Raw genomic sequence first — 16,026 nt, forward strand, 5'->3', positions numbered from 1 at the left:
GTGCTGCGGGGCATGCGCAATAAAACTGCAAAAATGTGCTGCTATAAGCTTGGCCGCACTCATCAGCTTTGAGAATTACGAACACAGGATTAAGTCAATCGGGCATGTTTGCTCCGATATCAGCTTCAATTCTGTAGAAGAAGAGTGGCTCCCCGGGCCGGATTCGAACCGGCGACCTGTCGATTAACAGTCGAATGCTCTACCGCTGAGCTACCAGGGAATGCGCTTGGCGCGGTGTGAGCGGGGTAATACAAATGCTTTCCCGATTTGCCAAGCGGTTTTTTCAAAAAAAATGAATTCTCTTGCATTATTTCCTCGCGCCACCATTTCCTGTGGATGACCGATCAAAGCGAAACGCCAGCAAATGCCAATCGGAATGGCCGGAAAACCCGCCGTTTTGGCATTGATCCCTCTACCCGCGAGCTGGTTTTCGGCTCTGTGAGAATTCCCCTACCTCGATCACGCCTTGCCCGCGTCGGCGTGGGGATAGCGCTTATCTTCGGCGGCCTGCTCGGCTTCCTGCCGGTACTCGGCTTCTGGATGCTGCCATTGGGCTTCATCGTGCTCTCGCACGACATGCCGGTGGTGCGCCGCTGGCGCCGCCGCTTCGCCGTATGGTGGACGCGAAAACGCCGACCAGCAAACTAACTCTTTTATCCTATCGCGCACGAACGGGACGAGCCGGATTGCCGACTACAGTCGCGCCGGCGGCAACATCTCTGGTGACGACCGCACCGGCGCCGATGATTGCGCCATCCCCCACGGACACACCGCCGACGAGGATCGCTCCGCCGCCGATCCACACGCTTCTGCCGATCGTCACCGGCCGCGCGACCTCCAGCCCCGCTCCGCGCAGTTCGGCATCCTTATGATGTTCAGCGCAATAGATATGGACCCCCGGCCCCAGCATGCTGCCGTCTCCGATGCGCACGCTGGCGCTGTCGAGGATGGTGCAGCCGGCATTCATATAGACCCGGCGGCCGAGCGAGATGTTGATGCCATAGGAGCAGTGAAACGGCGCCTCGATGAAGACGCCCTCACCGATCTCGGCAAAGAGTGCGGCTAAAGCGGGGGCGAGGTGGCCGCGTTGGGACGGCGGCATGGTGTTATGCGCATACACTGCCTCGCGCGCCCGCCAACGCAAGGCGTCGAGTTCCGGATCGAAACAGCAGTACCACTCTCCCGCTGCCATTTTCTGCCGTTCGCTGTGACCCATATTCCGGTTCCTCCAATCCCTTCCAACCTTCCACTCAGCAATCTTGCAATACGGCTCCGGGCGCAGACAAGGAGGCGCATTGCATCTTTTTGCCGAATAACAATCCAAGGGCGAGGACCTGCCAACCACGTCTCTTCATCAGCAAGAGCTCAACTGCACGATCCTGCAAGTAGCGCCCCCTTCGTAGACCCGCGATCCTTGTGAAAAAGCCCGCCAATGCGGGATTCTTGCCCACAACAAACTGTCACACAGCTTGTCTATAACCCGCGCTACCGCGGACTTGCGCAAGACCACCGGTTCCGAGCTTTCAAAAGGAAATAGGGATATGTCGAAACTTAAAAATTACATTTCTGCCGCCGCCGCTGGCGTCATGAGCGTCGCTCTGGCGATGCCGGCTGCCGCAGCTCCGGTCAAGTTCGATTTCTGGTTTGGCTTGTCGGGCGACCTTCAGCGCGTCGTCGAGACGCTCTGCAAGAACTTCAACGATTCCCAGAAGGATTATGAAGTTTCCTGCGTCAGCCAGGGCAACTACGATGCCGCCCTGCAGAACACGATCGCCGCCTTCCGCGCTGGCAAGCAGCCGACGATTGTCCAGGTCTATGACGTCGGCACGGCAACGATGATGCTTTCGGGCGCCTATTATCCGGTCAACAAGCTGATGGCCGAGAACGGGTACAAGGTTGACTGGAACAACTATTTCCCGGGTATCGCCCGCTACTACGCCACCTCGAAGGGCGAGCTGCTCTCCTTCCCCTTCAACTCTTCCACCGCCCTGCTCTATTGGAACAAGGACGCTTTCGCCAAGATCGGCAAGACCGCCGCACCGAAGACCTGGGAAGAAGCTGCGGAAGACATGAAGGCCCTGAAGGGCGCCGGCTATGAATGCCCGATGGCCATCAACATCTCCGGCAACGAAAGCTGGCAGCTGATGGAGCAGTTCTCGGCCATCCACGATCAGCCGATCGCCACGAAGAACAATGGTTACGACGGTCTCGACGCCCGCCTCACCGTCAATAAGACGAAGTTCGTCAAGTATGTGACTGATCTCAAGAGCTGGTACGACCAGGGCCTCATCAAGATCAAGTCCAAGGACCTCGGTCAGGATATGGTTCAGGCCTTCGCCGCCGGCGATTGCCAGATGATCATGACCTCGGTCGGCGACCATGGCACGGTCGGCAAGACTCATAAGGCCGACATGAACTGGGATGTTGCCGAGCTTCCGGTTTACGCCGGCACCGAGCGCAAAAATTCGCTCGTCGGCGGCGCTTCGCTCTGGGTTCTATCCGGCAAGTCGGCTGACGAATACAAGGGCGCTGCCGCGTTCCTGAACTTCATCGCCAAACCCGAAACCGCCCTCTTCTGGTCGACCAACACCGGCTACATCCCGGTTACTAAGTCCGGCTTCGAATTCATGAAATCCTCCGGTTTCTACGACAAGGCTCCTTACAAGGGCCGCGAAGTCGCTATCGCCAGCTTGACAGCTTCCGAGCCGACCGCGATCACCCGCGGCATCCGCCTTGGCAGCTTCACGCAGATCCGCGCCGAGTTCGGTAACCAGATGCAAGCCATCTTCGCCAACAAGGTCAGCGTCCAGGAAGGCATCGACAACCTCGTCAAGAACGGCGACGCCGTACTCGAGCGCTTCGAAGCCACCTACAAGGGCAAGCAGCTGCCGTAAACGGCAAAGCCCGTAACAGAACAGCGTCCGCCGGGGTTTCCCGGCGGACGTTCGTTATGAAGGCAAGCGTGGCATCGGGATATCAAGCCGGTAGAGACAATGGAAAAGCGAGTAACTTTCAACAAATGGAGCGTCGGCATTCTGTTCGCAGTGCCGCAACTGCTCCTCATCTTCACCTTTTTCTATTGGCCGGCGGGTCAGGCGGTCTTCTGGTCGCTGACGCTGCAGCAGCCCTGGGGCGGGGGCAATATCTGGGTCGGGCTCGACAATTTCAAATCCATTCTCGCCAGTTCCGATTACTGGAACTCGGTCACGATCAGCATCATCTTCGCTGCTATCAGCACAAGTATTTCCATGGTCGGCGGGCTGATACTTGCGGCATTGACCGATCGACAGCTGCGCGGCTCGAAAATCTATCGCGTGGTCCTGATCTGGCCTTACGGTATTGCCGCGCCCGCATCGGCGATGGCCTTCCGCTTCATCCTGGCGCCGGAAGCCGGACTCATGGCCGTGGTCAATCAGTGGTGGCCGGGATTCTGGGACCCGGGTCTTGACGGCAACGCCGCCATGGCCTGCATCATCGCCGCCTTCTCGTGGAAATATATCGGGTACAGCTTCATCTTCTTCCTCGCCGCTTTCCAGGCCATTCCACGCGCGCTGATCGAGGCGTCCGCCATGGACGGCTCCGGCGTGCTCCGCCGCTTCTGGGACATCCAGTTCCCATTGATCACGCCGACAATCTTCTTCCTGCTCGTCATCAACATCACCGAAAGCTTCCAGGATTCATTCGGCATCGTCGACATCATGACTTCGGGCGGCCCGCACAACTCGACCAACCTCATGGTCTACAAGATCTATTCGGATGGCTTCAAAGGTCTCGATTTTTCCGGTGCTGCGGCACAGAGCATCATTCTCATGCTGCTGATCGTCCTGCTTACCATCTTCCAGTTCCGCTTCATCGAGAAGCGCGTGCATTATCGTTGAGGCTGACATGGTCGAGCGCACACCCATTCTTAATTTTTTCACCCATTTGATCCTGTTCCTTGGCTTCATTGTCGCCGTCGGCCCACTGGCTATCGTCGCCATTGCCGCATCGCACAACATCGCCGATGTCAACAAAGTGCCGATGTCGCTCATCCCCGGTTCGGATTTCTGGGTCAACATGAAGACGGCCTGGACGACCGCAAATCTCGGCCCGAAGCTGCTGAACAGCCTAATCTTCGCTACCGGCGTCGCGGTGGGCAAGGTATTGATTTCCGCGATAACGGCCTTCTCCCTGGTCTATTTCCGCTATCCCGGCCGCCACCTCATTTTCTGGCTGATCTTCATAACGCTGATGCTGCCGCTCGAAGTGCGTATCGTGCCGACCTATGCGGTCGCAGCGAACGTGCTTTCGCCCTTCCAGGGAATTCTCGACATCACCGGCATCACCTGGCTTATCGCAAAGCTTACTGGTATCGAAGTTTCCCTGAACCTTGGGCTACTTAACTCCTCAATCGGCCTTATCCTACCGCTGGTCGCGACAGCGACCGGTACCTTTCTTTACCGCCAGTTCTTCCTGACGATACCGGACGAGTTGGCTGAAGCCGCGCGCATGGACGGCGCCGGAGCATTGCGCTTCTTCGTCGACATCCTGCTGCCGCTGTCGCGCACCAACATGGCCGCCCTCGGCACCATCATGTTCCTTTGGGCCTGGAACCAGTATCTCTGGCCGTTGTTGGTAACCACCGATCCCGCCCACATAACGGCTGTTCACGAACTCAAGTCACTTATCCCGAATTTTGGCGGCCTTCCGGAGTGGCATATCGCCATGGCCGGCACGCTGATCATCATGATTCCGCCGCTTGCCGTTGTCGTGCTGATGCAGCGTTGGGTCGTTCGGGGCATGATCGCTACGGAGAAGTGATCTTGTTTACCTGCCGCGCCGGCATTTGCCGGCGCGGCATTTCCCTCTGCGATCGAGTATCGATCTGCATCGCGCTGGAATAGCCCTGCGCGAACCCAAACTTCACTTAAACTCGATCGACTTACACAAATGAAAAACCCGGAAGTCGGGAAAACTTCCGGGGATACCTACTGAAAAGTTATGTTTGAAATTCAGTTCGCCAGCACCTTGAGCGGCGTGACAGAGGCGACCGCGTCGAGCCGCAGTCCGGTATCCTGGGCGAAGAGATGCGTGTGCTGCTGCGGCAGTTCCAGAGCGACCGCCTGACCGGTCTGGCCGGTGGTATGGTCGGCAACCGCGACGGCAAAGCTCGAGCCGTTGATATCGCAATGGATGACGCGGCCGGCACCGAGTTCTTCCACGAAATCGACAGTCGCCGGGATGGCGCCTGGCCTGCCGGCAGGAACGAGGCGCGCATGCTCCGGTCGGAGGCCGAGGGCGACAGGCTGGCCGGCATGGCGCTTGCCGATATTGGCGTCGATGGCTATCGGAATGCCGTCGAAGATAAATTGCTCGCCATTGGCCGCAAAGGTACCTTCCAGAAAATTCATGGCCGGAGAGCCGATGAAAGAGCCGACGAAGCGCGTGCGCGGCGTGTTGTAGATTTCAAGCGGCGTACCGACCTGTTCGACATTGCCCTTGTACATGACGACGAGCTTGTCGGCGAGCGTCATGGCTTCGACCTGATCGTGCGTCACGAAGACCGAGGTCGCCGACAAGCGCTTGTGCAGGCGGCGGATTTCCACGCGCATCTGCACACGCAACTTCGCATCGAGATTGGAGAGCGGCTCATCGAAGAGGAATACCTTCGGCTCGCGGATGATGGCACGGCCCATGGCGACGCGCTGGCGCTGACCGCCGGAGAGCTCGGCCGGCTTGCGGGCGAGGAAATCCTCGAGGCCGACGATCTTGGCAGTTTCCTTGATACGGCGCTCGCGCTCGGCGCGCGGCACGCCGGCGACCTTGAGCGCATAGCCCATATTGGCGGCGACATCCATGTGCGGATAGAGCGCATAGTTCTGGAAGACCATGGCGCAGCCGCGCTCGCGCGGCTCGAGCTGGTTAACCACCTTGCCGTCAATGATGATCTCGCCCGAGGTGATATCTTCAAGACCAGCGATCATGCGCAGCAGCGTGGACTTGCCGCAGCCGGAGGGCCCGAGGATGACGACAAATTCGCCCGACCGGAAATTCAGGTCGACGCCATGGACGACTGGATTGCGGCCATAAGCCTTGCGAACTTGTTCGATGCGGATTTCCGCCATTTTAATCTTCCCCGCCTGTCCATTCGAGGCCCATCAATTCTGGTCCTGTCAATCGGGTGGACTGCTAGCGAATTTGCATTACAGAACAGTGACAAGCATTCCTTATACCACAGAGGAGATCGAGTTTTCCTTACGAGAGTTGCGTGCGGCATTCGCTTATGTAACGCACGGTAGGGAAACCATTCGGCGGCTGGCAGCGTATAATGGTTTGAGCCTTTATAAGGCATGCGAGACGCAACAGAGGATGAGCAATCGGCCGGGACCATGACGACATCGACAAAAGAGCCGAACCCCATTCTTCTATGGTTTCGAAGGGATCTCCGCCTCGACGACAACCAGGCGTTACAGGCGGCGGCAACATCAGGCCGCCCGGTAATTCCCGTCTATATTCGCGAGCCGGCTGCAGCGGAGCGTGGCCCGCTTGGCGGAGCGCAGGAATGGTGGCTGCATCATTCGCTCGCTGCCCTACAAACCGCCCTCGAAGGCCTCGGGAGCAGGCTTATCCTCCGCCAGGGCAATGCGCTGACGGTGCTCGAAAAACTTATTGAGGAAACCAATGCTGAAGCCGTCGGCTGGAACCGTCGCTACGATCCTACCGGGATCAAGGTGGACACTCAAATCAAGAAGTCATTGCGGACCAAGGGTATCGGGGCCAACAGCTTTGCCGGTCAATTGCTGCATGAACCGACACGCTTGCGCACGGGCGCAGGCGACCATTACAAAACCTACACGCCCTTCTGGCGCGCATTCGAACAATCCGGCGAGCCGCCGTTTCCGATAGAAGCGCCCGCAAAGCTCCTCGCACCCAGCCAGTGGCCCCAATCGGACACGCTCGCCTCTTGGTCACTGCTGCCCACCCAGCCGAACTGGGCATCAGAATTTACGGACCTATGGAAACCGGGCGAAGCCGCGGCGCAAAAGAAGCTGAAGGACTTCATCGATGGCGCCATCGATGATTATGCGGTCGGCCGCGATTTCCCAGACAGACCAGCGACCTCCCTGCTCTCGCCGCATCTGGCGCTCGGAGAAATTTCGCCTGCCCGCATCTGGCATGCGACGCGCGGGCTGCCTGGCAATATCGCTAAAGACAATGTCGTCCGCTTCCGCAAGGAGCTGGTCTGGCGCGAATTCTGCTATCACCAGCTCTTTCATTTCCCGAAACTCAGGACGGAAAACTGGAACGATCGCTACGACGACTTCCCTTGGCTTACCGATACCAAACTGCTGAGAAGCTGGCAGCGCGGGCAAACCGGCTATCCGATCGTCGATGCCGGCATGCGGCAGCTATGGCGCCATGGCTGGATGCACAATCGCGTTCGCATGATCGCGGCCTCCTTTCTCATCAAGGATCTGCTGATCGACTGGCGCGAAGGTGAAGCCTGGTTTCGCGACACGCTCGTCGACGCCGATCCGGCCGCCAATACGGCAAACTGGCAATGGGTTGCAGGCTCGGGTGCCGATGCCTCGCCGTTCTTCCGCATCTTCAATCCGGTGCTGCAAGGCGAGAAATTCGATCCGAATGGCGGCTATGTCAGGACTTTCGTGCCGGAGCTCTCCAAGCTCGACAGCAAATATATCCATCGGCCGTTCGAGGCGCCTGACGACGTCCTCAAGCGTGCGGGCATAGAACTTGGCAAGCACTACCCCCGGCCGATCGTCGATCATGCCATGGCGCGCCAGCGCGCGCTCGTCGCTCATGCATCCCTGAAGAATGACGGATAGCTGCTATTCGGCTGGGTGCGCGGTGATATGCGGGCCGACCGGCCGGCGCTTATTGCCGCCTCCCAGAAAATATCTGAGCACCCTGAAATAAAGACTGTAGGGCAGAAACTTCAGCAGCTTTGCCCGATAGACCAGACTTTTCGGGAAGCTGATGTCGAAGCATGATGATTTCAACCCGGCAGCGATCGCATCAGCTGCATGCTGCGCCGACACGATCTGAGGCATGTCGAGCTTATTGCCGCGAGCCGTCAACGGCGTATCGACATAACCGGGGGTAACGAGCTGGATGTGGATGCCCATACGATCGAGCTCGAAGTTCAGGCTTTCCGCCATATTGATCAGCGCAGCCTTGCTGGCCCCGTAAGCTGCGCCACCGGGCAGTCCGCCATAACCGGCAACGGACGAGACAAGAGCGACTTGGCCGAATCCCCTCGCCCGCATATGCCTCACCGCCGGAACGAGACAATTGACGACGCCGTGAAGATTGACGGCGAAACTGCGCTCGAAGACTTCGTGATTGAGATCTTCGCCCCGCGCCGGCAAATAGATGCCGGCGTTCAAAACCGCCAAGGCGATAGGGCCGTGCTGATATTCGATCGCGGCAACCGTGTGTTCCATATCCTCGGCATTGGTTACGTCGCCGTCCAGCACGACAATGCTGCCTGCAAGCGCGCTTGCCTCGGCTTGCAGCGCCAGAAGCTTGTCGTGGCTACGCGCCGTAACGGCAACCTTATATCCTTCTTCAGCCAGTTTCAGCGCGAGCGCGCGGCCGATACCGGAACTCGCGCCGGTGATCCAGACCACTCCATGTTCAGGACGTGCGATGAACGGGCTCATGGCTCTTCTCCTTGGCTGGCGGCCGCCTAAATCAAACGCCTAAATCGCGACCATCCGTGGCATTTTAGAAATAGCGCATCATTGTGGCCGCTTTCGGCCAGACTGACGGCTTCATCGGGAAAACAATGTCACCAATTGGAGACCGAGAACTTGGATGAAGAAGAGAGGTCGAAACGCCCGCCAAGTCGAATTTTGCGAGGCAAAGGAGTAGCAAGGAACAGAATTTCTTGCCTATGCTGCCTTGTGAAGGGAAAAGACCGTTCTTACAGTAGTTGCGAACAGAAGGCAGATTCCAATGACCGTCCATCCGTCCGTCCTCGAAGCAATTGGCAATACGCCGTTGATCAAGCTCAAGGGCGCCTCAGAGGCGACGGGCTCGACCATTCTCGGCAAGGCCGAATTTCTCAATCCCGGTCAATCGGTGAAGGATCGCGCCGCGCTCTACATCATTCGCGATGCTGAGAAGAAGGGTCTTTTGAGACCTGGCGGTGTCATTGTCGAGGGCACGGCCGGCAATACCGGGATTGGCCTTACACTGGTTGCCAAAGCGCTCGGCTACCGCACCGTCATCGTCATTCCTGAGACACAGAGCCAGGAAAAGAAGGATGCATTGAAGCTGCTCGGCGCCGAACTCGTGGAAGTTCCGGCTGTCCCCTACAAGAACCCGAACAACTACGTGAAGGTCTCGGGCCGGCTGGCCGAGCAGCTCGCAAAAACAGAGCCTAACGGTGCGATCTGGGCAAACCAGTTCGACAATGTTGCCAATCGTCAGGCCCATATCGAGACGACCGCCAAAGAAATCTGGTACGATACCGATGGCAAGATCGACGGCTTCATCTGCTCGGTCGGTTCCGGCGGCACGCTGGCGGGCGTCGCCATGGGCCTGCACGCCTTCAATAAGGACATCAAGATCGGTATTGCCGACCCCGAAGGTGCCGCCCTCTATGAATTCTACAAGAACGGCGAGCTGAAATCCTCCGGCTCCTCCATCACCGAAGGCATCGGCCAGGGCCGCATTACGGCGAACCTGGAGGGTTTCACGCCCGATTTTGCCTATCAGGTCACCGATGCCGAAGCGCTTCCCTACGTCTTCGATCTGGTCGAACACGAGGGTCTGTGCCTCGGCGGCTCGACGGCCATCAATATCGCCGGCGCGGTTCGTCTCGCCAAGGATCTCGGTCCAGGACACACGATCGTGACCATCCTGTGCGATTACGGCAATCGCTATCAGTCCAAGCTCTTCAATCCCGACTTCCTGAAGTCGAAGGGTTTGCCGCTGCCAAGCTATTTGGAAAAACGGGCTGATATCGCCGTCCCATACGAAACCACAGCGTGATCATATGACCGTCCATGCCCTTTATCGTGACGATTTCTATCTTTCGACCGCCGAAGCCGTCGTCACCGCAATTCACGAAGATGGGGGCATCGAGCTCGATCAGACCTGTTTCTACGCCACATCTGGCGGCCAGCCGGGTGATACAGGTTTCCTGGAGCGCGGCGACGGCTCCAGGATCATGCTTGGTCAGACGAAACATGGGCCGATCAAGGATATCATCATTCATGTCCCGCTCGAAAATCAGCCCTTGCCTATCGTCGGCGAGAAGCTGGTGCTGCATATCGACTGGGGGCGACGCTATAAGCTGATGCGCATGCATACAGCCTGCCATCTGCTTTCCGTGGTCTGCCCCTATCCGATTACGGGCGCGGCGGTCGGCGAAGATGAAAGCCGCGTCGATTTCGATATGAGCGAGACGATCGATAAGGATGAAGTAACGGCGAAAATGATGGCGCTCGTCAACGAGAACCATCCCGTCTTCGTCCGATGGATCACGGATGAAGAGCTGATCGCAAATCCCGGCATCGTCAAATCCAAGAATGTCCGCCCGCCGATGGGCCTCGGCCGGGTCAGCCTTGTCTGTATCGGCGAGGATTCTGCCATCGACAGCCAGCCTTGCGGGGGCACGCATGTGTCGGAAACGCAGGAGGTCGGCGCGATCCATATCGCCAAGATCGAGAAGAAGGGCAAGGAAAACCGTCGCTTCCGTATTCGGTTCGGCGCGCCGCCTGACGAGAATTGATCGGGCAAGCGCCTATCTCGACATCAAGACCAATAAACCATAGCAGGGAGTGATCATCATGGCAGCGGACAAGAGCCGTTTCGTCGTATCCGCCGACTGGCTGCAGGGCGAGCTGGGCGCCAAGGATCTGCGTATCCTCGACGCATCCTTCTATCTGCCGGCGCAGAAGCGCGATGCCGATGCCGAATATGCCAGCGGCCATATTCCCGGTGCCATCCGCTTCGATCAGGACAAGATTGCGGATCATTCGACCGGCCTGCCGCATATGGTCCCCTCGCCCGAATTCTTCGCGGCCGAAGTCGGCAAGCGCGGCATCAGCGACAGTGATCGGATTGTGATCTATGACGGTCCGGGCCTGTTCGCCTCGCCGCGCGTCTGGTGGCTGTTCCACATCGTCATGGGTGCGCCGAATGTCTTTGTACTCGACGGCGGTCTGGATGGCTGGAAGGCCGAAGGGCGGCCGCTAGAGACGGCGACGCCTGCCTTCGCGGCCGCGACATTCGAGCCCAAGTTCAATGGAAGCCGTGTCGTTTCGCTCAATGAGATGCGAGAAATCGTCGACAGCCATTCCCTGCAGATCGCAGATGCCCGCAGCGCCGGCCGTTTCGCCGCTACGGAGCCCGAGCCGCGCGAAGGCATGCGCTCGGGCCATATGCCGGGAGCCAGAAGCCTGCCCTCCGGCGTCTTCGCCACGAATGGCAAGTTCAAATCCTTGTCGGAACTGCGCGAGACGATCAAGAAGGCGGGCATCGATCTCGAAAAGCCTGTGGTGACCACTTGCGGCTCCGGCATCACCGCCGCCATCATCACGCTGGCGCTCGAATCCCTCGGCCACGGCAACAACAAGCTCTATGACGGCTCCTGGTCGGAATGGGGCAGCCGGGCGGATACGCCCATCGTAACCGGTCAAGATTGAGCATCATAGCCGTGAAGACGCCCTCCTCCATCAAGGTTCACATCACCCGCCTGGAAATGACTGCGCCGCCCAAGGCCAGCCTGCCGGTGCCGGTCAATATCCAGACTGCGATCATGCGGGCGCCTGGTATTCCGCTGCCCTTCTATCGCTATCTCTATCGTCAGGTGGGCGCGCGCTGGCATTGGGTGGAGCGTCTGCGCCTCTCCGACGAGCAGCTGACGGCCGTTCTCCACGATCAGCGCAACGATATCAGCGTACTTTACGTCAACGGCGCGCCGGGTGGATTCTTCGAATATTTCCGCCAGGACGAGGAGACGATCGAACTCAGCCATTTCGGCCTCATCGAAAACGCACTCGGTCTCGGCATCGGCAAATGGTTCCTGCTGCAGTCGCTCTACGCCATATGGACATTGAACCCGCAGCGCATCATTACGACTACAAATAACCTCGATCATCCCAGGGCGTTGCAGCTCTACCAGATGTTTGGCTTCTCGCCGATCTCCACTGGCGAAGGCATCGTCCGGCCGCTTAGCGATAAGGAACTGCTTGAGCTCGCGAAGAAAAGCTAAGTGTTCGCTTTCGGCAGGAATCGGGTGGTTTCGGTTCTTGTTCAGGCGCATCACATGGCAAATCTCGAAAGGAGCATTGCCATGTCTTCCATCGCTTTTGCCGCCATGCCCACCTCCGACGCCGAAGTCTTATGGAACGGCGGCGCGGATGCCTACGGCCACCAGCCGGAGACCATGACTTCCGACGGCCCCGGCCATCCCTGCCGGCACTGCCTGCGCAATATCGATGCCGGCGACGAACTGTTCGTCTTTGCCTATCGCCCCTTCCCGGAATTGCAGCCCTATGCGGAAACAGGTCCGATCTTCCTTCATAAGGCGCCATGTCAGCGCTACGAAGCAGAAGAAATCCTGCCGCCTGTGCTGACGACCAGCAAGGATTTCATCGTGCGGGGTTATGGCAAGAACGACCGCATCGTCTATGGGACCGGCGCCGTGACGCCGACCGGCGACATCCCGGCCTATGCTGCCTCGCTGCTAGAGCGTCCAGAGATCGCCTATGTCCACGTCCGCTCGGCACGCAACAATTGCTATCAGTGCCGGATTGATAAAAGTGGAGCGCCGGCATACGCGGATGCCGGCGCCTCCATCTGACGTGCGCGCAACGTGCTTTACGCGACGTTCAGAATGCTTTCTGGCGCGACGGCCTCATAGCCGAGCGCCTCGGCCACCGGCCGGTTCGTGATGCGACCCTTGTGGACATTGAGGCCGTTGCGGAGGTGCTTGTCTTCCGCGATGGCGCGCAGCCCGCGATCGGCCAACGCGAGACCATGATAGATCGTGGCGTTGTTGAGCGCATGGGCCGAGGTCACGGGAACGGCACCCGGCATATTGGCGACGCAGTAGTGCACGACACCTTCCACCACATAGGTCGGATCGGAATGCGTCGTCGCATGCGAGGTCTCGAAACAGCCGCCTTGGTCGATGGCAACGTCGACGATGACTGAGCCCTTCTTCATGCCCGATAGCATTTCGCGCGTTACCAGCTTCGGCGCGGCGGCACCGGGGATCAGCACGGCACCGATGACGAGATCGGCGGAAAAGACCTCTTCCTCCAGAGCCTGGATGCTGGAATAGCGTGTATGGACGCGGCCGTTGAAGATGTCATCAAGCTGGCGCAAGCGCGGCAGCGAGCGATCGAGGATGCTGACGTCGGCACCGAGGCCGGCTGCCATCTTGGCCGCATGCAGACCAACGACGCCGCCGCCGATAATCGCGACCTTTGCCGGCAGCACGCCGGGCACGCCGCCGAGCAGGATGCCGAGGCCGCCATTGGCCTTCTGCAGAGCGGTTGCACCCGCCTGGATCGACAGGCGGCCGGCAACTTCGGACATCGGCGCGAGCAGCGGCAGGCCGCCGCGCTCGTCCGTCACGGTCTCGTAGGCGATGGCAGTCACGCCCGAGGCGAGCAAGCCCTTGGTCTGTTCCGGATCAGGGGCTAGATGCAGATAGGTGTAAAGGAGCTGACCTTCTCGGAGCTGCGCCCATTCAGACGGCTGCGGCTCCTTGACCTTCACGATCATGTCGCACTTCTCGAAAATATCCTTGGCGCTTGCGGCGATCTTGGCGCCGGCAGCCGCATAGGTGTGGTCATCGGCACCGATGCCGGCACCGGCCTTTGTCTCGACCCAGACTTCGTGGCCATGGGCGACATATTCGCGAACGGATGCCGGCGTCAGCCCGACGCGGTACTCGTGGTTCTTGATTTCCTTGGGGCAGCCAACGCGCATTTCATTCCTCCTCGAATGCTTTTGCGTCTTTCATTTTCTCCAAATGAAATCAGACCACCACCGTCCCGCAATGTCCTTGCAAAGACGATTTGCGCTGCAGTCATTTTTCGTGATTTATTGCGCAAATAGGAATTTCTTCGAAAGATCTTCGAATGTCCGACCTCGATGCCATCGATCATTCGATTCTGCGGATGCTGCAGCAGAACGCCAGGATGACCAATGCGGAACTGGCCGAGAAGGTCGGTCTTTCACCCTCCGCCTGTTCGCGGCGGCTCGATATCCTGGAAAAGAGCGGCGTCATCGACGGCTATCACGCGCATCTCTCGCACAAGGCGCTTGATTACAAGATGATCGCCTTCGTGCACATCTCGCTGTCCGGCCAGTTCGCCAAGACGCTTTCGGAATTCGAAACCGCGGTGAAGCGCTGCCCCAATGTGCTCTCCTGCTACCTGATGTCGGGCGAATACGATTACATATTGCGCGTCGCCGCGCGGGACCTCGAGGACTACGAGCGCATCCATCGCGACTGGCTCTCCGCCCTGCCCCATGTCGTGAAGATTAATTCCAGCTTTGCACTGCGCGAGATCATCGACCGGCCGAATGTCGGCTTGTGATTTTCGTCAGCGCATATCCAGCAGCAACGCGCGATGATCCGAGACTTCGGGTTCGGCGACGGGATCGAAATGGATGACCTCGACATTGGACGTCACCAGCATGTAGTCGGCAAAACGCGGCTGCTTCTTATAATGCGAGGTGCGCGTGTCCTCATGTCCCCGCGAGGTGACGAGATCGGCAAGTCCTAGGCTGCCGAGGACTTCGAAGGTCTCGCTATCCGGCAACACGTTGAAGTCACCGCAGACGACCAGCCGGTCGCCCTCTTGCCGAACCTGGCGAATGATCTCGACCAGCGCACGCGCCTGATGGCGCCGGGCCGGCGTATCGCCCTTGCCTTCCAGATCCCGAAGGCCATGCATATGAGCAATGGTGACGGGATAGCCGCGCTCATAGTCGAAAAGGCGGATGCAATGGGCATTGCGCGAACGCGGATGCGGTCCGTAGCCATCGGCCGAAAATTCGCCGTGGACGAAGCCGGCTGCCTGGCCGATGATCGGATAGGTCCTGCGGACGAAAGTTGCCAGTCCGAACTCAGAGTCCAATCGCGTGTCACCGTCGAAGAGATCGCCTCGCGCGACGGGGAGGAAAAAAGCATCGTAAGCCGGCAAAGCAGCCTTCAGCTCCTCGAAGAGATTGGCGCGCTGCGGGAGCTCGATTCCGTGATCGCGATAAACCAGCCATTCGGATTGTGCGTTGTGCGTGCGGACCACTTCCTGCAGACACAGAACATCCGCCTCCACATCGACGAGATAGGGCATCAACGGCTCATGCAGCCGGCCGCCCCATGCATTCAAAGAAACGATACGCATATCCCGCACCTCTCATAGTCACATGGCCGATCGCAGCGGCCATCTCGATGCGGTACCGATTCGGGACGCCCGGCTACAATTTTAGCGATTATGCTAAACATCCCGCAAGGCACATCTGATATCCAAACCGAGAAAAGACGGATGAGCCGGGATAATATCATGCAGTTCTCTTCGAAATCTCCCATTCAGGGCAATCTGAAAATCAGGACGCGCGGCTCGCCGCGCCACCATGCCCGGCTCATGGGCCAGGTTCGATATTTCACCAAGCTCGTCTCCGGCCGTGTCGTCGATATTTCCACAAGCGGCATCGCGCTCGACCTGCAGGCGCCGCTTTATGCCGCCGCAGGTAGCAAGGTTCGCGTCGAATGCGACGATATCGGCCTGCTGGATGGTTTCGTACGCTGGGCTCACAACGGCCGCATCGGCATCGAATTCGACCGCTCGTCCAATGCCTCGGCAAAAGTCGCCTCCTATTTCCGCTTTTTCCACAAGGACATAAAGCCAGTTCTCAAGCGTTAATGGCATGCAGGCGAAAGCCGGCTACGATCCACAATAAGCCTGTCACATTCCTGGTGCACACCTTCAAAAATCGTCCTAATCTCCCTCGCCCGAGAGATGATCGACGGACCATAGCCCCATCGTTGAAGGA

Annotated in this window: 17 protein-coding genes and 1 tRNA gene; 12 read left to right on the top strand and 6 right to left on the bottom strand. The window is 58.8% G+C overall.

Annotation, left to right across the window (positions count from 1 at the left end; genetic code table 11):
• Window positions 1–145: 145 nt before the first annotated feature.
• Window positions 146–220: transfer RNA gene (locus ACYJRZ_RS11950), tRNA-Asn, on the bottom strand.
• A 116-nt stretch (window positions 221–336) separates the two neighbouring features.
• On the opposite strand from ACYJRZ_RS11950, the gene ACYJRZ_RS11955 reads away from it, so the two are divergent.
• Window positions 337–648, top strand: a complete 312-nt coding sequence (locus ACYJRZ_RS11955) for a hypothetical protein (protein ID WP_459459148.1) — start codon at window positions 337–339, stop codon at window positions 646–648.
• A 10-nt stretch (window positions 649–658) separates the two neighbouring features.
• Here the strand turns inward: ACYJRZ_RS11955 and ACYJRZ_RS11960 are convergent, their stop codons facing one another.
• Window positions 659–1,216, bottom strand: coding sequence for a sugar O-acetyltransferase (locus tag ACYJRZ_RS11960; protein ID WP_459459149.1), 558 nt, complete (start codon window positions 1,214–1,216; stop codon window positions 659–661).
• Window positions 1,217–1,541: 325 nt separating this feature from the next.
• On the opposite strand from ACYJRZ_RS11960, the gene ACYJRZ_RS11965 reads away from it, so the two are divergent.
• The 3 genes from ACYJRZ_RS11965 (at window position 1,542) to ACYJRZ_RS11975 (ending at window position 4,800) form a co-directional block, all read left to right on the top strand.
• Window positions 1,542–2,894, top strand: a complete 1,353-nt coding sequence (locus ACYJRZ_RS11965) for an extracellular solute-binding protein (protein ID WP_459459150.1) — start codon at window positions 1,542–1,544, stop codon at window positions 2,892–2,894.
• A 99-nt stretch (window positions 2,895–2,993) separates the two neighbouring features.
• A complete protein-coding gene (locus ACYJRZ_RS11970) occupies window positions 2,994–3,878 on the top strand; it encodes a carbohydrate ABC transporter permease (protein WP_459459151.1) in 885 nt (294 codons plus the stop codon).
• A gap of 7 nt (window positions 3,879–3,885) precedes the next feature.
• Entirely contained in the window at window positions 3,886–4,800 is a 915-nt protein-coding gene (locus tag ACYJRZ_RS11975) for an ABC transporter permease subunit (RefSeq protein WP_459459152.1), read from the top strand.
• Window positions 4,801–4,991: 191 nt separating this feature from the next.
• Here the strand turns inward: ACYJRZ_RS11975 and ACYJRZ_RS11980 are convergent, their stop codons facing one another.
• Window positions 4,992–6,104: a sn-glycerol-3-phosphate import ATP-binding protein UgpC gene (locus ACYJRZ_RS11980; RefSeq protein WP_459459153.1), complete on the bottom strand. Its 1,113-nt coding sequence runs from the start codon at window positions 6,102–6,104 to the stop codon at window positions 4,992–4,994.
• A gap of 264 nt (window positions 6,105–6,368) precedes the next feature.
• Between ACYJRZ_RS11980 and ACYJRZ_RS11985 the strand changes: the two genes are divergently transcribed.
• A complete protein-coding gene (locus tag ACYJRZ_RS11985) occupies window positions 6,369–7,826 on the top strand; it encodes a cryptochrome/photolyase family protein (protein ID WP_459459154.1) in 1,458 nt (485 codons plus the stop codon).
• 3 nt (window positions 7,827–7,829) lie between these two features.
• Here ACYJRZ_RS11985 and ACYJRZ_RS11990 read toward each other — a convergent pair whose 3' ends face one another.
• Window positions 7,830–8,663, bottom strand: coding sequence for an SDR family NAD(P)-dependent oxidoreductase (locus ACYJRZ_RS11990; RefSeq protein WP_459459155.1), 834 nt, complete (start codon window positions 8,661–8,663; stop codon window positions 7,830–7,832).
• Between the two features lie 295 nt (window positions 8,664–8,958).
• Here ACYJRZ_RS11990 and ACYJRZ_RS11995 point away from each other — a divergent pair, with 295 nt between their 5' ends.
• The 5 genes from ACYJRZ_RS11995 to ACYJRZ_RS12015 all read left to right on the top strand — a co-directional run bounded on the left by ACYJRZ_RS11995 (window position 8,959) and on the right by ACYJRZ_RS12015 (window position 12,817).
• Window positions 8,959–9,999, top strand: a complete 1,041-nt coding sequence (locus tag ACYJRZ_RS11995) for a cysteine synthase A (protein WP_459459156.1) — start codon at window positions 8,959–8,961, stop codon at window positions 9,997–9,999.
• A gap of 4 nt (window positions 10,000–10,003) precedes the next feature.
• Complete coding sequence (locus ACYJRZ_RS12000; protein ID WP_459459157.1) at window positions 10,004–10,741, top strand: alanyl-tRNA editing protein; 738 nt, start codon at window positions 10,004–10,006, stop codon at window positions 10,739–10,741.
• Between the two features lie 58 nt (window positions 10,742–10,799).
• Window positions 10,800–11,657: a 3-mercaptopyruvate sulfurtransferase gene (sseA, locus tag ACYJRZ_RS12005; protein WP_459459158.1), complete on the top strand. Its 858-nt coding sequence runs from the start codon at window positions 10,800–10,802 to the stop codon at window positions 11,655–11,657.
• The gene (locus ACYJRZ_RS12010) at window positions 11,612–12,226 is read left to right on the top strand and encodes a GNAT family N-acetyltransferase (protein ID WP_459459159.1); all 615 of its coding nucleotides are present in this window, start codon (window positions 11,612–11,614) and stop codon (window positions 12,224–12,226) included. The genes sseA and ACYJRZ_RS12010 overlap by 46 nt, the downstream gene beginning before the upstream one ends.
• An 81-nt stretch (window positions 12,227–12,307) precedes the next feature.
• Window positions 12,308–12,817, top strand: a complete 510-nt coding sequence (locus tag ACYJRZ_RS12015; protein ID WP_459459160.1) for a DUF1203 domain-containing protein — start codon at window positions 12,308–12,310, stop codon at window positions 12,815–12,817.
• A gap of 17 nt (window positions 12,818–12,834) precedes the next feature.
• Here ACYJRZ_RS12015 and ald read toward each other — a convergent pair whose 3' ends face one another.
• Complete coding sequence (ald, locus tag ACYJRZ_RS12020) at window positions 12,835–13,953, bottom strand: alanine dehydrogenase (RefSeq protein WP_459459161.1); 1,119 nt, start codon at window positions 13,951–13,953, stop codon at window positions 12,835–12,837.
• A gap of 152 nt (window positions 13,954–14,105) precedes the next feature.
• Here ald and ACYJRZ_RS12025 point away from each other — a divergent pair, with 152 nt between their 5' ends.
• The gene (locus tag ACYJRZ_RS12025; protein ID WP_459459162.1) at window positions 14,106–14,567 is read left to right on the top strand and encodes an Lrp/AsnC family transcriptional regulator; all 462 of its coding nucleotides are present in this window, start codon (window positions 14,106–14,108) and stop codon (window positions 14,565–14,567) included.
• Window positions 14,568–14,573: 6 nt separating this feature from the next.
• Here ACYJRZ_RS12025 and ACYJRZ_RS12030 read toward each other — a convergent pair whose 3' ends face one another.
• Window positions 14,574–15,377 carry an endonuclease/exonuclease/phosphatase family protein gene (locus ACYJRZ_RS12030; protein WP_459459163.1) on the bottom strand — a complete coding sequence of 268 codons (804 nt, stop codon included), beginning with the start codon at window positions 15,375–15,377 and terminating at the stop codon, window positions 14,574–14,576.
• A 159-nt stretch (window positions 15,378–15,536) separates the two neighbouring features.
• Between ACYJRZ_RS12030 and ACYJRZ_RS12035 the strand changes: the two genes are divergently transcribed.
• A complete protein-coding gene (locus ACYJRZ_RS12035; RefSeq protein WP_459459164.1) occupies window positions 15,537–15,896 on the top strand; it encodes a PilZ domain-containing protein in 360 nt (119 codons plus the stop codon).
• Window positions 15,897–16,026 lie beyond the last annotated feature (130 nt).

Source organism: Rhizobium sp. No.120 (genome assembly GCF_054558365.1).